Annotated in this window: 12 protein-coding genes and 1 tRNA gene; 4 read left to right on the top strand and 9 right to left on the bottom strand. The window is 74.5% G+C overall.

Annotated elements, in window-relative coordinates; all coding sequences use genetic code 11:
* Positions 1–310: 310 nt before the first annotated feature.
* The 8 genes from ACQPW6_RS11945 to ACQPW6_RS11910 form a co-directional block, all read right to left on the bottom strand.
* Positions 311–2,944, bottom strand: coding sequence for a phosphatidylglycerol lysyltransferase domain-containing protein (locus tag ACQPW6_RS11945; RefSeq protein WP_433889562.1), 2,634 nt, complete (start codon positions 2,942–2,944; stop codon positions 311–313).
* A gap of 170 nt (positions 2,945–3,114) precedes the next feature.
* Positions 3,115–3,188 (bottom strand) — tRNA-Lys (locus tag ACQPW6_RS11940).
* 55 nt (positions 3,189–3,243) lie between these two features.
* Positions 3,244–3,873: a bifunctional DNA primase/polymerase gene (locus tag ACQPW6_RS11935; protein ID WP_433889561.1), complete on the bottom strand. Its 630-nt coding sequence runs from the start codon at positions 3,871–3,873 to the stop codon at positions 3,244–3,246.
* A gap of 159 nt (positions 3,874–4,032) precedes the next feature.
* The gene (locus ACQPW6_RS11930) at positions 4,033–4,407 is read right to left on the bottom strand and encodes a hypothetical protein (RefSeq protein ID WP_433889560.1); all 375 of its coding nucleotides are present in this window, start codon (positions 4,405–4,407) and stop codon (positions 4,033–4,035) included.
* Between the two features lie 81 nt (positions 4,408–4,488).
* Positions 4,489–5,868 carry an AAA domain-containing protein gene (locus ACQPW6_RS11925; protein ID WP_433889559.1) on the bottom strand — a complete coding sequence of 460 codons (1,380 nt, stop codon included), beginning with the start codon at positions 5,866–5,868 and terminating at the stop codon, positions 4,489–4,491.
* Complete coding sequence (locus tag ACQPW6_RS11920; protein WP_433889558.1) at positions 5,865–7,562, bottom strand: hypothetical protein; 1,698 nt, start codon at positions 7,560–7,562, stop codon at positions 5,865–5,867. Before ACQPW6_RS11920 ends, ACQPW6_RS11925 begins: the two co-directional genes overlap by 4 nt.
* Positions 7,553–8,890 carry a hypothetical protein gene (locus ACQPW6_RS11915; protein WP_433889557.1) on the bottom strand — a complete coding sequence of 446 codons (1,338 nt, stop codon included), beginning with the start codon at positions 8,888–8,890 and terminating at the stop codon, positions 7,553–7,555. The genes ACQPW6_RS11920 and ACQPW6_RS11915 overlap by 10 nt, the downstream gene beginning before the upstream one ends.
* 21 nt (positions 8,891–8,911) lie before the next feature.
* Complete coding sequence (locus ACQPW6_RS11910) at positions 8,912–10,006, bottom strand: phosphatase PAP2 family protein (protein ID WP_433889556.1); 1,095 nt, start codon at positions 10,004–10,006, stop codon at positions 8,912–8,914.
* A gap of 318 nt (positions 10,007–10,324) precedes the next feature.
* On the opposite strand from ACQPW6_RS11910, the gene ACQPW6_RS11905 reads away from it, so the two are divergent.
* Complete coding sequence (locus ACQPW6_RS11905) at positions 10,325–11,005, top strand: TetR/AcrR family transcriptional regulator (protein ID WP_433889555.1); 681 nt, start codon at positions 10,325–10,327, stop codon at positions 11,003–11,005.
* A 233-nt stretch (positions 11,006–11,238) separates the two neighbouring features.
* The gene (locus ACQPW6_RS11900; protein ID WP_433889554.1) at positions 11,239–11,829 is read left to right on the top strand and encodes a histidine phosphatase family protein; all 591 of its coding nucleotides are present in this window, start codon (positions 11,239–11,241) and stop codon (positions 11,827–11,829) included.
* A 180-nt stretch (positions 11,830–12,009) separates the two neighbouring features.
* On the opposite strand, the gene ACQPW6_RS11895 is transcribed toward ACQPW6_RS11900, so the two are convergent.
* Entirely contained in the window at positions 12,010–13,317 is a 1,308-nt protein-coding gene (locus ACQPW6_RS11895; protein ID WP_433889553.1) for a tetratricopeptide repeat protein, read from the bottom strand.
* A 237-nt stretch (positions 13,318–13,554) separates the two neighbouring features.
* Between ACQPW6_RS11895 and ACQPW6_RS11890 the strand changes: the two genes are divergently transcribed.
* Together ACQPW6_RS11890 and ACQPW6_RS11885 are read left to right on the top strand one after the other, a co-directional pair.
* The gene (locus ACQPW6_RS11890) at positions 13,555–13,971 is read left to right on the top strand and encodes a hypothetical protein (RefSeq protein ID WP_433889552.1); all 417 of its coding nucleotides are present in this window, start codon (positions 13,555–13,557) and stop codon (positions 13,969–13,971) included.
* Positions 13,972–14,181: 210 nt separating this feature from the next.
* The gene (locus ACQPW6_RS11885; RefSeq protein ID WP_433889551.1) at positions 14,182–16,425 is read left to right on the top strand and encodes an MMPL family transporter; all 2,244 of its coding nucleotides are present in this window, start codon (positions 14,182–14,184) and stop codon (positions 16,423–16,425) included.
* Positions 16,426–16,430 lie beyond the last annotated feature (5 nt).

The following is a 16,430-nucleotide window of genomic DNA, read 5'->3' as shown; positions in this document are numbered from 1 at the left end:
TGATTCGGCCCAGATCCGGGCTCTTATCGGATGTGATGCGGAATGCTTGGTCTTTCCTCCTGGGATGACCTCTGCCTTGGAGGGTGGCCGGGGCGTAGGCGAAGTGCCGGGATGAGGGTTCGCCGGGGTGCGCGTGAACCGCATGAGGCAACGTCTGGACCCGGTAGGCGCGCGGGGAACTGCGCGACCGGCCCCCGCCAGCCAGGGCACGTCAGAGGCGTGGACCGCCACGGCGAGTGGCCGACCCAACCTGTTCGCGCCCAGTGCCAGGCTCGCCCAAGCCGTCAACGCTTAGCGTGAAGCGGCCCGGTCACGCCACCTCCGCGCCCCCGGTCACCGGTGCCGGGGATACCGCCGGGCGGCCGCGGCGGCCGAGGCGGGGGGCTGTCAGGAAGCCCTCGGCCACCGCGTAGGCCGTGGCGACGCGGGGGAGTTCGGTGCGGCGTTCGTACAGGAGGTGGCGGGGGTGGCGGTGCGGGTGGTATGAGGCGTAGGCGCGTTCGCGGTCGGTGACGTGCCAGCCGCGGGCCAGCAGGCGCAGCGGGGCGCGGCGGCCGGGGGTGGTGAGGGCGGCGCGGAAGGCCGTGAAGTTCAGCGACACCCGGGCGATCCCGGCGAGCGGCGCCGCGTCCGCCCGCGCGCGCAGCAGGAGTTCGGTGAGCAGGAAGTCCACCGGGGCCTGCCCCGACTCCCGGTCACGCCGCATCAGGTCGAGCGTGAGCCCGTCCGGCCCCCACGGCACGAACCCGAGCACCGCGCAGGTCCGCCCGCGCGGATCGCGGCACTCGGCGAGCAGGCAGTCCCCGTCGGCCCGGTCGCCGAGCCGGCCGAGCGCGACGGAGAACCCGCGCTCGGCGGAATGCCGCCGCCAGGCGTCGGCGAGTTGGGCCAGCCGCGCCCACTCCTCGGCGTCCACCTCCCGGTACCGCCGGAACACCGCCGTGTAGCCGGCCCCGCCGACGACCTGGTGCGCCTGCACCAACGTACCCACGTCTCCGGACTGCCCCGGGCCACCGGCCCGTGCCCCGAACTCCGCGACCTCCACCACCGCTTCGTCGCCGGAGGCGAACCCGTGGAAGCCCGCCGCCTGGTAGACCTCGGTGGCCGCCGCCCCCGCGTTGGTCACCGCGGGCACCCAGCCGTGCCGGTGCGCGGTGTCCCGCCACAGCCCGACCGCCCGCGGCCACGCCGCGGGCGCCCCGACCGGGTCGCCGGCCGCGAGCGCCACCCCGTTGACGACCCGGTAGACGATCGCCGCGTCCCGCTCCGGCGTCCAGCTGACCGTCTTGTCGCGGCGCAGCGCGAAGTAGCCGAGCGAGTCGCGCCGCCCGTACACCCGCAGCAGCGCCCGCAGCCGCCGCTCGTCCGCCGGCAGCAGCCGGGCCCGGCCGCGCGGGGAGCGGAAGAACGCCAGCAGCACGACGAGCATGAGCGCCACGCTCAGCACGTTGATCGCCAGGTCCGTCCAGCCGGGCACCCTGACCCCGGGCAGGTCGAACAGCCCGGAGACGGTCAGCACCCGCAGCAGCGCGTACCGCAGGCTCGCCCCCCACACCGCGGGCGGGTCCTGGTCGGTGCCGTGCACGAGCAGCGTCCCGACGCCGACCGCCACCACGCTGCCGATCACCAGGCTGAGCAGCCCCAGCGCCACGTTCCCGCGCTCGCCCCGCACGTTGAACACCGGCCGCGACACCAGCAGCGCGACCAGCAGCGCCAGCGTCAGGGCCAGCGAGACCCAGTTGAACGGGTGCCCGCGCGTGCCATGCTCCAGGCCGAGCCACAGGCCGATCAGGACGGTGTAGCCGCCGGCCAGGCTGACGGTCGCGATCCACGCGGCCCGCTTGCGGCGGCGCAGGCTCACCGACAGGACGAACGCCAGCACCGCGCCGGTGAACCCCGGGCTGACCAGGAACGCGGTGACGTACTCGCCGTCGGTGGCCGCCCGCACCCGGTTGCGGAACGGCTCCACCGCCCCGGTCACCACGTTCACGGCGGTCGCCAGCCGCAGGTACCAGACGGCGGCGGTCGCGCCCGGCACCGCGGCCGGCCGCAGCACCCGCGCGAGCACCGTCTCCAGCCGGGACGGCGGCACGTCCACGATGACCGGCCGCGGCGGACCGGCCGCCACGGTGGCTCCCGCCCCCGCCCCCGTCTCCTCGTGGTCGGGGTGCCCGGCCCGGCCGGCCGGGTCCGCGGAGGCCGCCGGGACCGGGGTCGGCGCCCCCGCCACCGCGTCCATCAGCGACGTCTTCCAGCGCATCGCCCGCCGGTGGATCCGGTCCTCGCGCCGCTCCGCCCTGGCCATCCGCCGCGGCCGCGAGGTGTACCGCCAGCGCGCCCACGGGCTGCCGGGCCGGGCCAGCCGCAGCGCGCCCACCAGCGCGAGCAGCGGCACCATGACGCCGAGCAGCCCCGTCCACACCTTGCCCTTGAGCAGGCACAGCACCACGAAGCCGACCAGCGCGGCGGCCACCACGTACTGCTCGTACGACGTGCCGCCGACGTACCCGCCCAGCGGCGCCTCGCCGATCAGCAGCAGCCCGACCACCGAGACGGCCAGGATCACCGCGTCGACCGACTGCCGGCCCTCCTCCGTCCAGTAGACGTCCTCCAGGTGCAGGACGAGCGCGAACTCGTCCAGCACCAGGCCGCAGCCCATGCCGAAGACGACGGCGAGCACGTCGTGCGCCACCGGGCCGCCGCGGGCCGCGAACGAGCCGATCCCGCCGATCAGCATCATCGCCTGGCCGAAGACCACGTGGTGGATGTGCAGCCCGCCCGGCTTCACGTTGCCCGGCCACCACTTCACGCCGCGCCGGATCATCCGGACGCTGAACCTGATCGCCAGGAACGAGCCGAGCAGCCCGAGCAGCAGCAGGAACAGCGGTTCGCGGCCGGTGTCCGAGATCCGCGACCGGTACGCGTCGGACAGCCAGTGCCACATGGCTCAAGAGTGGAGGGGAAGCGGGCGCCGGGCCAGCGGGGCGCGCCAGAAAGATCACGACTTCCCGCGCGGGGGGCCGCCCGGGGACCGTGCCCGGCGCGCGGCCCCGGGCTCGCGGACCCCGCCCACGACGAAGGCCCCCCGTTCGCACGGAGGGCCTTCGTTTCAGGTGCGCCGCCAGGGACTCGAACCCCGGACCCGCTGATTAAGAGTCAGCTGCTCTAACCAACTGAGCTAGCGGCGCCTGCTGACGTCGTAGACATTAGCACCCAGTCCCGGGGAGTGGAAATCGATCGCCTTCAGGCCGTCCCGGGGGTGCTGACCAGCGCGGGAACGGTCTTGGCGGGGGCCGAGCGGACCGCCCGCACGCACGCCCAGAGCAGCACGTCGGCGCCCGGCAGCCAGGGGTGCCGGGTGTCGGGTGCGACCACCCAGCGCGACGTCCCGCCGTCCTGGTCGGCCGGCCCGGCAGCGGTGTGCAGCGGCGGTACGGTCACGGCGTCGCCCGCGCCGTGACACAGCATCGGCGGCATCGCGTCCGCCCACTCCTCCCAGCCGAGCAGCGACGGCAGCCGCTGCGCGGTACCCGGCGCGACCAGCAGCAGCACCCGCCCCCGGTGCACGGCGACCGGCCCGCTGCCCGGGCCCGTGGCCCATAACTGCTCGATCACCCGCCGCCCGAAGAGCGCCGGCAGGTTCACCACGTCGAACGCCCGCCCGCACGGCAGCACGCTCGGCGCGGTCGGCCGCACCGACCACAGCGCCTGCACGCTGCGCGGAAACGCACTGGCGGAGGCGAGCCAGGCGGCGCCCTCGGGGGTGACGTAGGCGGCCTGCCGGCTGCGCTGGGTCTCGGTGATCCAGGCGCCTTCGAACGGTGCTTCCGTGACGCAGGTCTCGATGACGCGGCTCCAGCGGGGTTCATCCATGCCATCTACATGTACTCGCCGCACGGCAGGCTCCCGGTGATTCGTCCGTATTGAGGACAGGAGGCAAGGAACGGGGTATCTTGCGGCGGCATGCCCGTGAGGCAAAGTCCACGCCCGGGGGCCGGCCGCGGCGGAGCGCTGGACGCAGCTCGGCGCCCGTCAGGGCTTGACGCCGCCGCCGGCGATCAGACTCTCGCCGTACTCGATCATCTTCCTGGCGTAGTCCTCGGTCCATCCGGCCTGCTCGGCGACGCCCTCCGGCGTCAGCCGGTCGAACCGCCGCGGATCGGCCAGCTGCGCCGCCGCCACCGCCTGGAACTCCGTGGCCCGGTCGGCCGCGGCCCGGAACGCCTGCGCGAGCTCGGTCGCCCGCGCGAGCATCAGCCGCGGATCATCCATCGACTCCAGGTCGAAGAACCGGTCGGTCCCCTCCTCGACCGGCGCCCCCGGTTCGAACAGCAGCGCCGCGGGCCGCCGGTACCGCGCGCCCCCCTCGTCCCGCCCGCCCTCCGGAGCCGGTTGCGGCTCATTCATACAACTACCTCCCGCTCATCCACACCCCCCATTCTCCCGCCCCCCGCAACCCCCCACACCTCCCGGCGCCGCTAGAGAGCATCAGGGCTTGTAGGGGATGCGGTGTTCTGCGAGGTGGGCGAGGACCGCGTGGTTGGCCTCCCAGCCGTCGGGGAACTTCACCGTCACTCCCAGCTGGACCGGTTCCGACGACGGGTGTTCGTCCAGGAGGTCGGCCACTCCGGCGCGGCAGACGACCAGGCAGGCGTGGCGGTGGCGGGAGGCCAGGACACACAGGCGGCCGGTTTCCAGGTGGAAGGCGGTGGCGTCGGGGCGGCCGGAGAGGGGGTGCAGGATCACGGTGACGTCGAACTCGCGGCCCTGGAGGCGGTTCGCCGTGTCCACGGTCACGCCGCCGACGCCGAGGCGCACGCCCTGGGCGGTCAGGGCGGCTCTGACGGCCGCGGCCTGGTCGCGGTGGGCGGTGCCGACCGCGATCCGGTCGGCGGTCAGCGGGGACGGGTCGGGGTCGGGCGCGGAGTACGTCAGGCCGCCGCGGTCGAGCAGCCGGCGGACGAGCAGGGCGACCGCGCGGACCGCCTCCGGGTCGGTGCGCGGGGTGTTGCGCGCGGGGAGTTCCAGCAGGCCCCAGCCGCTGGCCGCGGCCTCGTCGAGCACCCGGTCGGGGCCGCCGCCGTCGCCCGGCACGCCGAACGCCAGCCGCCGGTCGCCGTGCCCGGTGCCGCTGCGGAACGGGGTGTACGGGTAGAACGCCCGCGAGACGAGTGGCGCCGCCGACGCGGGCAGCCGCCACGACACCGGCAGCCGGTGCTGCGGCAGGCCCGGGTTGTGCGCGAGCAGCGTGACGACCGCGCTCGCCGACGGGTCGTAGCTCAGCCCCGCCCACTGCTCGGCGCCCACCACGCTGAACGGGTCGAGCTGGCCCGGGTCGCCCACGAACAGCGCCCGTTCGAACAGGCCGCCCACCTGGAGCAGCGCGTCCGACCGCATCTGGTACGCCTCGTCGACGATCGCGTGCCGCCACGGCTCGGTGTCCTTCACATACGCCCATTTCGCGGCCGTCGCGATCACCACCTTGCGGTCGCGCAGGTCGGCCACCGAGGTGGACTTCGCCAGCTCCCGGTGCCGGTCGAGCGCCGGGTCGGGCGGTGAGTCGGCGCCGTGCAGACGGCCCACGGGCAGGTCGGGTTCGGCCGTCGCGAGCCGGTCGGCGAGGTCGTCCACCTGCGCGTTGGTCTGCGCGACGATCATCAACGACTCGCCGGCCGCGGCGAGTTCGCGGGCCGCGCGCACCACGAGCGTCGACTTGCCCGCGCCCGGGGGCGAGTCCACCACGACCCCGCGGGCACTGCCGCGCAGGGTGCTCTCCAGGATCGCCGCGGTCGCCGCGGCGGCCTCGGCCCCGGGATCGAACGGCTTGGCGCTGTCGCCCGGTACGTGCGCGGCCCGGGTCGGCGTCATAGGTAGTCCTCCGCGGTCACGGGATCGGGGTCGGCGACAGGGTCGGGAACGAGGGCTTTCGGCGCGGGGGCGTCCGGCGCCGCCGACTCGGGCGGGCCGCCGTGCGTCCAGGGCGTGTCCTCCGGCTCGGGCAGCGCCGCCCCGCCGCGCGCGTCGTGCTCGAAGAACGTGAAGCACACCCGCGCCCCGGTCTCCGGCACGCTGCCCTCCTTGGGCACCCGCCCGGTGCCCATGCCGCCGGTCACCCGCAGCACGACCTCCCAAGTGGCGTGCGGGGGAGGGCCGTTCGGGGTGGCCGTCTGGCGGGGGATCGGCGAGGTGTCGTCCGCTCCCGGTGCCTCCGCGGCGGCCGGGCCGATCGACAGCAGCTCAGCGGGCTGCGCCGACCGCGCCCCCGGCACGGCCCGGTACGCCTTCGCACCCGGCTCGGCCTGCGGCAGATCGGACGTGGCGATCGTCAACAGCGGGCGCGGCATGGGCCGTTTGCCGTCCGAGTACGTCATCTCGACGGCGACCACCTCGCCGACGAACGCCTCGCCGGTCAGCCGCCGCGCGGCCATCACCAGCGGATCGTCCAGCGCCTCCTGCGCGGTGAGCCGGGCCAGCGCCGTCTCCCGCCCGGCCAGCTTCTGGGCCGCCGCGATGGCGCCGTCCCGCTTGGGCTGCGGCGGCTCGCCGGCCCGCAGCCGGTCCCGGTGCCCGGTGAACGACCAGCGGTCCCGCTTCCACCGGTCGGCGACGTGCGCGCCCTCGGGCAGCGCCCGCAGCAGGTCGAGGCCGCGCCACATGTCGTCCCAGGTGGGCTGCAGTTGGGACGCGACCAGCCGCCGTACCTCCCGTTCCGCGGTGGCGAGTGCGGCGTCCTGCCGGTCCGAACCAGGCCCGCCTTCGGCGAGTTGGCGCTGCGCCGCCGTCCGCGCCTTGTCGTAGCGCTCAAGTGCGGGCGCCAGCACCCGGTTGTCGAACACCGGGTCGGTCGCGGGCCCGGCCGGCGGGCTCAGCAGCAGGCCGTCCCTGGCCCGGCCGGTCTGCGCGCGGGCCGCCGCCGCGGGGCCGTCGAGACCCGGCGGCGGATCGATCCAGCCGAGCAGCGCGCCCAGGTGCTGGTCCTCCATCGCGCTCTGCCCGGTCGCCCAGTGCCGGGTGAGCAGTTCGGTCATCGCCACCAGCAGCGAACTGCCGGGCGTGCGGGCCCGTTCCGCGTAGTGCGTGAGCCAGCGACCGAGCAGCGGGACCGGCACCGGCACCGGGTGCGGCGCCTCCGGATCGTCCGCCGTCCGCAGGAAGCGGGTGGACCGGCCGACCAGCCGTACGAAGTCGAGCGCGGGGGTGTTGGGTACGACGAGCTGCGGCGCCTCCGCGCAGACCTCCGTCTCCTCGCGGTTGCGGGTGGCCGGCTCCACCTCGACGTCGTCCGCGTAGCCGTCGAAGACCGGCAGCATCGCGGCGGCCAGCCCGGCGAAGAACCCGAACCGCAGCTCGCGGTCGAGGGGTTGCGGCACGACGAGCAGCGTGGGGGCGTCCCGGTCGGTGCCGACCAGGGCGCCCAGCGGGGCGCCCGCCTCGCCCGCGGTGGTCAGCGGTACGAGGACCAGCGGCCGGTCGGACACGTACCGGTGCCGTACGGTCGCGGCCGGCACCGCCCGTCCGCTGCCGACGGCCTCGGCTCGGGCGAGGGTGTCCATCAGCGACACGCGGCGGCTCCCTTGCCGGGGACGTCGGGGACGTCGGTTGCACCAGCGGGAGCGGCCGGATCGGCCGGAGCAGCGGGGTCGGTCGGATCGGCCGGAGCAGCGGGGTCGGTCGGATCGGCCGGGTCAGCCGGAGCCGCCGGATCAGCGGGACCGGCCGCATCGGACACGGCCAGCGCCTCCGCACGCAGCGCCGCCGCCCGGCGCAGCGCGGCGACAGCCGGATCCGCGGGATCACCGGCGGCTCCGGTCGCCGCGGCGAGCACGGACTCGACCGTCGTCAGGTCCCCGAGGTCCGCCCGCAGCCCGCGCCCCAGCGCCTCCACCCGGCCCGCCGCCCGCGAGTGGTCGCGGCAGTGGAACGCCAGCTCGCAGGTGGAGAGGCATTCGGGGGCGTACGCGGCCGGCACCGTGTTGACCGCGCTGGTCAGCTCGGCGCGCGGACGGGTGGGCCGGCTGCCGTCGGCGGTGTACGCGAGGTCGAAGGTGGTGCCCTCGGGGAGCGCCGCGGTGATCTCCTCGATGCGGGTGAGCCGGGCGAGCTGCCTGCGCGTGACGGACAGCTGCTTGCGGACGTCCACCCACTCGGCGGTCGGCAGGTTGGAGAAGTCCTTAGGGCAGACCAGCAGGATGTCGGAGCGCGTGCGATTTCTCACATTCGCGGGGGACGCGTCAGCCCCGCTCCCGTCCACCGGCTGCGCCAGCCCCGCCGCCACCACGTCGAGCGCCAGCACGTACACCGCCGACTGCCGGGCCGCCGCGCCGACCTTCATCGCGTCCGCGCCGCCGTCCAGGATCGGGAAGGACTTGATCTCGACCACCGTCCAGGAGCCGTCCGGCGCCACGGCGACCGCGTCCGGCTCCAGGTAGGCGGTGGTGCCGGCCACGTCGAGGGCGAGCAGCGGGTGGTCGAGCAGCGTCCATGCCCCGGGCGCGGCCTCGCCGAGCGCCAGCCTCGTCCGGGCCACCCGGCCCTCGGGACCGGGCGCCGCCAGGTCGGGGACGACGGCGCCCGCCCCCTCCGTACCTGCGGATTCCTCCGCGCCCAGCAGCCGCAGCAGCTCGGCGCAGCCGTCCTTCTTGACCCTGGCCTCGAAGGCGTGGCCGCGCGAGAAGGCGAACCGGGACTGGCCGAACCTGGCCGGCGCCCCCAGCGCCTCGGCGACCGCGCCCTTGTCCACGCCGGCCGCGTCCAGCACGGCCCGGCGCCGGCAGCCGGGGTTGGCGGCGAGCGCGGCCAGCGCCCGCGCGTCGAGCGGGCGGGGCACGGTGGCGGGCCCGCGCAGGATCGCCAGCCGCTCCCTGAGGGAAATCGCAGTGCTAGTGCTCACCCGCGAAAGTGTGGCACCGGGTTAGGACATCCGGGAGCTGCGTCCGGCGTGTTCACCGGGTGGGAACGCGCGTTCCGCGGCCTCGTCCGGCCCGTCGCCGTCCCCCTCGCCGGTCCCGCGCGGCACGGAAACCGGCCGCTGTACGGGGACGGTGCCGCCGCCCTTCGGGCCGTCGGGAGCGGGGCCACTGCCGGCCGGCGTATCGCCGTCGGCGAGCAGCGCGGCTCCGGCCGGAGAGCCGCCTTCCATCGAAGAAGCGGGCACCGGCGAACCGTCCACCGAGGACGACGAGGACGAAGCCGCGACCAGCGACGACCCCTCCTCCTGCTCCCTGCCCAGCGCCTTGCGCGCCCTCGCCTGCACCCGGTCGGTGTACCGCAGCGCGGGCCTGGCCAGCAGGTAGCCGATCCCCATCACGGCCACGCCGGCCGCCGCATCCAGCAGGTAGTGGTTGGCCGTGCCCATGACCACGAACGCGGTCATCAGCGGGTAGATCACGCCGAGGGTGCGGACGAACCAGTTGCGTCCGTAGCGGAAGAGCATGAGCCCGCACCACAGCGACCAGCCGACGTGCAGGCTCGGCATCGCCGCGTACTGGTTGGTCAGGTGCCCCATGCCGCGCGGCGCGCTCGCGTCCGTACCCCACCAGCCGTACGACCCGTACTGCGCCATGGTGTCGATGAAGCCGTGCCCGCCGGGCAGCAGCCGGGGCGGCGCGGTGGGCACCAGGGTGAAGCCGATCAGCCCGATCAGGGTGGAGATCATCAGCCAGGTGCGGGCCATGCGGTAGTGCGTGGGGCGGCGGCGCCAGAGCCAGACCAGGACCGCCGGCGTGACGATGTAGTGCAGCGAGGCGTACGCGAAGTCCGCCGGCACACCCAGGAACGCGTGATGGGTGAAGAGCCGGTTGAACCACCGTTCGGGGTCCAGGTGCAGGATCTGCTCGAAGTGCAGGATGTCCGCGCCGTGCTCGACGGCGTCGCCCACGTCACCGCGGACCAGCAGGCGGGCGCCCGAGTAGAGCGCGTAGATGACGGCGATGAGCGGCAGCTCGGTCCACCAGCGCAGCCGGCCACGGTAGGCGGCGGCACGCGGCACGGTGGCGGTGATCGTCATGCGGACGTCTCTCCAGGTTCTCTACGGTCACGCGTGTCGTTCCGGTCGGCCCTGCGGGCCCCTCAGCCTATGCGGGCCGCACAGGCTGCGCCGCCGTCCGGCGGTCGTCACAACCGCCTTTTGACGTACCCTCTACCGTACGACGTACGTTAGAACGTAAGCACATCGCCCCGGTATTTCCGCGGAAACCCCGAGTTCGTACGGTGTTCAACGTTCCGTGGCAGGGTATGCACACTTGATGACGCCGGGACCGCGCTCCCGGGTTGCCTGCCGCGAGGCACTCCGAGCCGTACCGAAGGTCGAGAACAAGAGAATCCGATGCCCGTCGCCCAGCCCGTCCGCTCCGCGCGGCGCCGCGCGCCCCGCAACTCGCTCAACCCCGACCGTATCCTCGATGCCGCGATCACCCTGCTCGACCGCGACGGCGCCGAGGCGTTCACCATGCGGGCACTGGCCGAGCAGCTCGGCGTCGGCACCATGGCGGTCTACTCGCACTTCCGCGGCAAGGACGAGATCAGCGACGCCGTCGCGCAGCGGCTGCTCGACACGATAGAGCTTCCGCCGGCCGGGACCGCCGATCCGCGCGGCGAGCTGCACGAGGTCTGCCGCGGCGTCTACCGGCTCTTCACCGAGCACCCCTCCGCGCTGCAACTGCTCACCACCCGCCAGATAGGCGGCGAGGACGCGATCGCCGTGATCGACCGGATGCTGGCGCTGCTGCGCTCGGTGGGGCTGTCCCGCTGCGACGCGGCCCGCGCGCACGTGGCGCTCATGCAGTACACGATCGGCTCGGCGCTGTGGAACACCCGCAGGGCGCGTGCGCTGAGCGAGGACGGGGCACGGGAGCGGGTCCGCGCGAAGCTCGACGTGCTGCCGGCCGACCGCTACCCGACCCTGGTCGACCTGGTGCCGGAACTGCTCTGCGCGCAGGACGAGGGCGCGGTGCAGTACGAGTACGGGCTCGACGGCGTGCTGCGGGGGCTGCTCGGCGGGCGCTGAGTGCGGGTGGCGTGGCGAGTTGAGCGCGGGCGGCGCGGCGAGCGGGCGGCGGGGGCCGGTGAGTGGCGAGCGGCGGGCCGGGCCGGCGAGCGGGTGGTGGGCGGGGCCGGCGGGCGATGCGGCATTATTGAGCTTTTCCGCTTCACGAACTGCTGCTCCACGATTCGCCGCTTGGCGATCCGCCGCTCAGGATCGCCCGCCCACGAACCGTCGCTCACGAGAGGCCGCCGCGCATGGCTCCGCGCATTCTTCTGGTCAGACACGGCCAGACGGAATGGTCACTGAACGGGCGGCACACCGGCCGTACCGACATCCCGCTCACCGACGAGGGGCGGCGCACCGCGCGGGTGCTCGGCGCGCGCCTGGCCGGTGCCCCGTGGGACGGGCTGCCCGGCGTCGAGGTGCGGACGAGCCCGCTGCGGCGGGCGGCCGAGACCTGCGAGCTGGCCGGCTTCGCCGGGGCCAAGGAGTGGGACGCGCTGCTCGAATGGGACTACGGCCGCTACGAGGGCCTGACCCCGGACGAGCTCCAGGAGCTGCGCCCGGGCTGGAACGTGTGGCGGGACGGTGTGCCCGGTGGCGAGACGCTGGCGGAGGTCGCGGCGCGAGCGGACGAGGTCGTCAACTGGGCGCGGTCCGCGGAACGTGACGTGCTGGTCTTTGCGCACGGGCACTTCCTGCGCACGCTGGGCGCCCGGTGGCTGGACCTCCCGCCGACCTTCGCCGCGGCGCTGCGCCTAGACCCCGCGTCGCTGTCGATCCTCGGCTGGGCCTACGGGGCACCGGCGTTGGAGCGCTGGAACGACACGGGGCACTTGGGCTGACGGCGGTTGGCGGCGGTTCGACGGCGGAGGTCCGTGCGGTCGATGGCGGGCGGGGCCGGGGTCCGTGGCGGGTCGGGCCGGGGTCCGTGGCGGGTGGACCGGGCCGGCAGCCCGGGACTGCGGGTCGACTGGGACGGCGGGCCGGCCGGCGGCCCGGGCGGGGACGGCGGGCCGGCCGCGTCAGGCCGCCGCCGTGAGCATCCGGCGGATCCGCGTGGAGTGCACCCCTGACAGCAGCGCCCGCGCCCTGGTCGCCGCCGCCGCGGACTCCTCCCGGGCCCCCGACCGGCCCAGGTTCAGGGCGAGTTCGGCCTCGTAGAGCGCCACGTTCCGGGTGAAGTGCGGATTCTGCAGCCGGACGGCGCGGCGGGCCGCCTCGACGGCCCGCTCGTACAGGCCGAGTGCGGAGAACGCCTGCGCCTCAAGTCCGGCGAACTCGGCCTCGCCGAAGAAGCTCATCCACTCGGGGTCGGCGTCCCGCGGCCCGCTCGCGTAGAGCGACTGCGCCCGGGCCAGGGTGAGTTCGCAGCCCCGCCGGTCGCCGAGCCCGGCCCGGCCGCCCGCCTCGCGCAGCGCCAGCAGCGCCAGCAGCCGGGGCGAGCCGAACCGCCGGGCGAGCAACTGCGCGGCCTGCGCGGCCCGTACCGCCTCCCGGGGCTGCCCGGCGTCCCTGGCGAGGAACGCCGTGTTGCAGAACGCGTGCACCTCGAGCGCCGGGTCGGCGGCCATCCGCGCGGTGGCCTGCGCCTCCGCGTAGTACGAGCGCGCCTCGGCCAGCCGCCCCGAGTCGTGCGCCAACCAGCCGACGGACACGGCCAGTTCACCGGCGCCGGAGGCGAGCCCCGCGGCGGTGGCGGGGCCGTGCGCGGTCTCGTCGAGCAGCCGGTAGGCGGCCCGCAGGGCGTCCCCGGCCTGGGCGTAGAGCCCGTCGGCGCCGTGCCGGTCGTCGTGCAGCCGGATCTGCCGGACGGCCTCGCGCACCGACCGCACCTCGGCGGCGCCGGCCCGCGCGGGCGGGGCGCTGCGCGGCAGCAGTACGGTGGCCAGCGCGGCCGACCCGCCGGCCATGAAGGCGCGCCGCAGCACGTCACCCTCCTCATACGTCAGCGTGTCGTACGGGTTGTCATACGTCCGGCAGGCGCCGTTCCCCTCGTACGTCCCGTACGCGTCGTACGGTGCGGCGGCCGGGGACGCGGCGGCGGCGGGAGGCCGGCGCCGGCCCCGTACCGACTTGCGCGGCGCGAAGCCGAGGTCGGCGGGCCCGAGACCGGGGAACATATGGCGGAAGACCCGTTCGTAGGCGTAGTTGGGGCAGCGGATCTCGCCGGACTCCAGCCGCCCGATGTACCGGGCGTCACAGCTCACCTGCTCGCCGATCTCCCGCGCCGCCCGTCGCACCGCCGCGGCGAACTCGGCGGGCGAACGGTCGCCGCGCAGTTGCCTGAACGAGGTGTTGGGGGCGGCTCGCTGGGTCGGGAAGGGCGTCATCGTCACTCTCCGCAAACTCTCCGTGCCGCTCGGCGGCGGGACGACGGTACCGGCCGCATCGGATCCGCATAAGCGGAATTTGCCTACAAAACGGATATCCAACGCACGATCCGCCATGAAACGCCACCCCTTACGGCGTCAATCACGCGTAGCCGTTGACGCCGGGCGGCGTTGTATGAGGTGTGGCATCGACCACTTCGCGCCGATCCCATCGTGATTCGAAGAGGAGGGTTTGCCTTGTTGGACATCAGCAGGTCACACACATCGGGTCCGACGGCGGAGCGCGGTGAACTGCCCCCGCCCTGCGATCTGGTGACCGTCCCGACCCGCCAGGGCCTGGAGGCGGTGGACCTCCTCCGGCTCAGCACCGGCGTCGGCCCGGTCCTGCACGACCGCACCGGCGACAGCCTGGCGTTCCTGGTGCCGCCGGGCACCGCCGACTGCTGGGACGTGCCCGGCAGTTCGTGCACCAGCACCGACGGCCGCGGCCTGGTACTCGACGGCGGCCCCCCGGTCGGCTGGCTGGTCCCCCCGCAGACCGACAACACGCCCGTCACCGACCCCACAGTGCTGCGCGCCGCCCTCGGCGAGGCCGCCCGCAACGTCGAGCTGGTGGACTCCTACCGCCCGCTGCCGCCACCCGGCCTCTGCTGAGCGCCGCCGGCCGGTCACCGCTCGGGCCCGCTCACCGCTGACGCCTGGCATCTGGTGCGTACGCACCAGGACAGCTGAGCGGCTGGTCCGAGCGCACCAGGCGAAGACGGCGGCTGGGGACGATGCCCGGCGAGGCGCCGAAAGGAAGGGTTGGAATCGCGTGAAACACACGCGTTCCGCCTTCTCATCGGTGTCTGGAGTGATCGACAGGTGGCCACATTTCTCTACCGGATCGGACGGTGGTCCTTCCGGCGTCGCCGGCTCGTGATCGGTCTGTGGCTCGGCGCCCTGGTGGTCGCCGGGATCGCCGCCGCCACGGCGCCCGAGGGCAAGGACGAGGACCTGGCCATGCCGGGCACCGAGTCGCAGAAGGCGTTCGACCTGCTGGACGAGCGCTTCCCGCACGGCAACTCCCAGGGCGCCGAGGCACGCCTGGTGTTCCAGGCCCCGGACGGGCAGAAGGTGACGGCCGGCCCGAACAAGGCGGCCGTCGAGGACGCGGTCGGCTCGCTGGAGGGCGGCGATCAGACCGCCTCGGCCACCGACCCCTACAAGGCCGGCGCCGTCAGCAAGGACGGCACCATCGCCTACTCCACGATCACCTACACCGCGGACGCCGTGGACCTGAGCGAGCCGACGAAGAAGGTCCTCGACGCCGCGGCGAGCCACGCCAGGGACGCGGGGCTGACGGTGGAGACGGGCGGTTCGGCGCTGGACTCGGAAGTGTCGCCCGGCGGTACGACCGAGCTCGTCGGCGTGGTGGTCGCCGCGGTGGTGCTGATCGTCGCCCTCGGGTCGCTGGTCGCGGCCGGACTGCCGCTGCTGACCGCCTTCCTGGGCGTCGCCATCGCGTTCGGCCTGGTCTCCGCGCTGGCCGTGCCGCTCGGCCTGTCGTCCACCGTCGCCATCCTGGCGCTGATGCTGGGACTCGCCGTCGGCATCGACTACGCGCTCTTCATCACCTCCCGCTTCCGCGAGGAGCGCGCCCGAGGCAGCGCGCCGGAGGAGGCCGCCGGCCTGGCGGTGGGCACCGCCGGATCGGCCGTCGTCTTCGCCGGCGCGACCGTCGTCATCGCGCTGGCCGGCCTCGGGGTCGTCGGAATCCCCGAACTCACCAAGATGGGCCTGGGCGGTGCGGGCGCCGTGGCGCTCGCCGTCCTGGTCGCGCTGACCCTGGTCCCCGCGCTCTTCGGCTCCTTCGGCCGGCGGATACTGTCCCGTGCCGTCCGCAGGGCCGACCGGCCGCGAAGCAGGCGCCCGCGACCGGTGCCGGCAGCGGCCGGCCGGCCCGGGCTCGGCACCCGCTGGGCGCGGTTCGTGCTGCGCAGGCCGGTGACCGTGCTGCTGGTCGCGGGACTGGGTCTCGGCGCCGTGGCCGTGCCCGCGCTGAGCCTGGACCTCGGGCTGCCGGGAGACGAGTCCAAGCCGGTGCAGACCACCGAGCGGCGCGCCTACGACCTGCTGTCAGAAGGCTTCGGCCCCGGCTTCAACGGCCCGCTGACCGTCGTCGTGGACACGCCGAACGCCGCGGACACCCGGGCCACCACGGATCTGGTCGTCAAGGACCTGCGGGCGATGGACGGGGTGGCGTCGGTCGGCGACCGGGTACTCAGCCCGGCCAAGGACACCGCCGTCCTCACCGCCGTCCCGCGGGACGCGCCCAACAGCGCCGCCACCAAGGACCTGGTGCACTCGATCCGCGGCGAGGTCTCCGGCATCGAGGCCGGCTCCGGCGCCCGCATCCTGGTGACCGGCACCACTGCGCTGAACATCGACATCTCCGAGGCGATGTCCGACGCCCTCATCCCCTATCTGACCGTGGTCATCGGCCTGGCGATGCTCCTGCTGCTGGTGGTCTTCCGCTCGGTCCTGGTCCCGGTCAAGGCCGCGCTCGGCTTCCTGCTGTCGGTGGGTGCCGCCTTCGGCGTGCTGGTCGCCGTCTTCCAGTGGGGCTGGGGGGCCGACCTGGCCGGCATCGAGCAGACCGGACCGGTCATGTCGCTGATGCCGATCCTGATCATCGGGATCGTGTTCGGGCTCGCCATGGACTACGAGGTCTTCCTCCTCACCCGGATGCGGGAGTCCTACGTCCGCGGCGCCTCTCCCGGCGAGGCGATCGTCAGCGGGTTCCGGCACAGCGGGCGGGTGGTGGCCGCGGCGGCGATCATCATGATCAGCGTGTTCACCGGATTCATCGGGATCGACAGCCCGACCATCCAGACGATGGGCGCCGGCCTGGCCTCCGCCGTCGCCTTCGACGCCTTCGTGGTCAGGATGGCCATCGCGCCCGCGGTCCTGGCGCTGCTCGGCCACCGTGCCTGGTGGCTGCCCCGTAGTCTGAACCGTGTGCTGCCGAACGTGGACATAGAGGGCGAGGCACTGAGCAGGCGTGTCCCGGCACCCGCGGCCGGGCCGGACACGGCGGTGCCGCGGCTCCCCGTCGGCTGGGACTGAGCCGG

Origin of the sequence: Streptomyces sp. CA-111067 (assembly GCF_050956065.1) — a bacterium.
Classification (GTDB): Bacteria; Actinomycetota; Actinomycetes; order Streptomycetales; family Streptomycetaceae; genus Actinacidiphila.
This window is presented reverse-complemented; position numbering and strand designations above follow the sequence as displayed.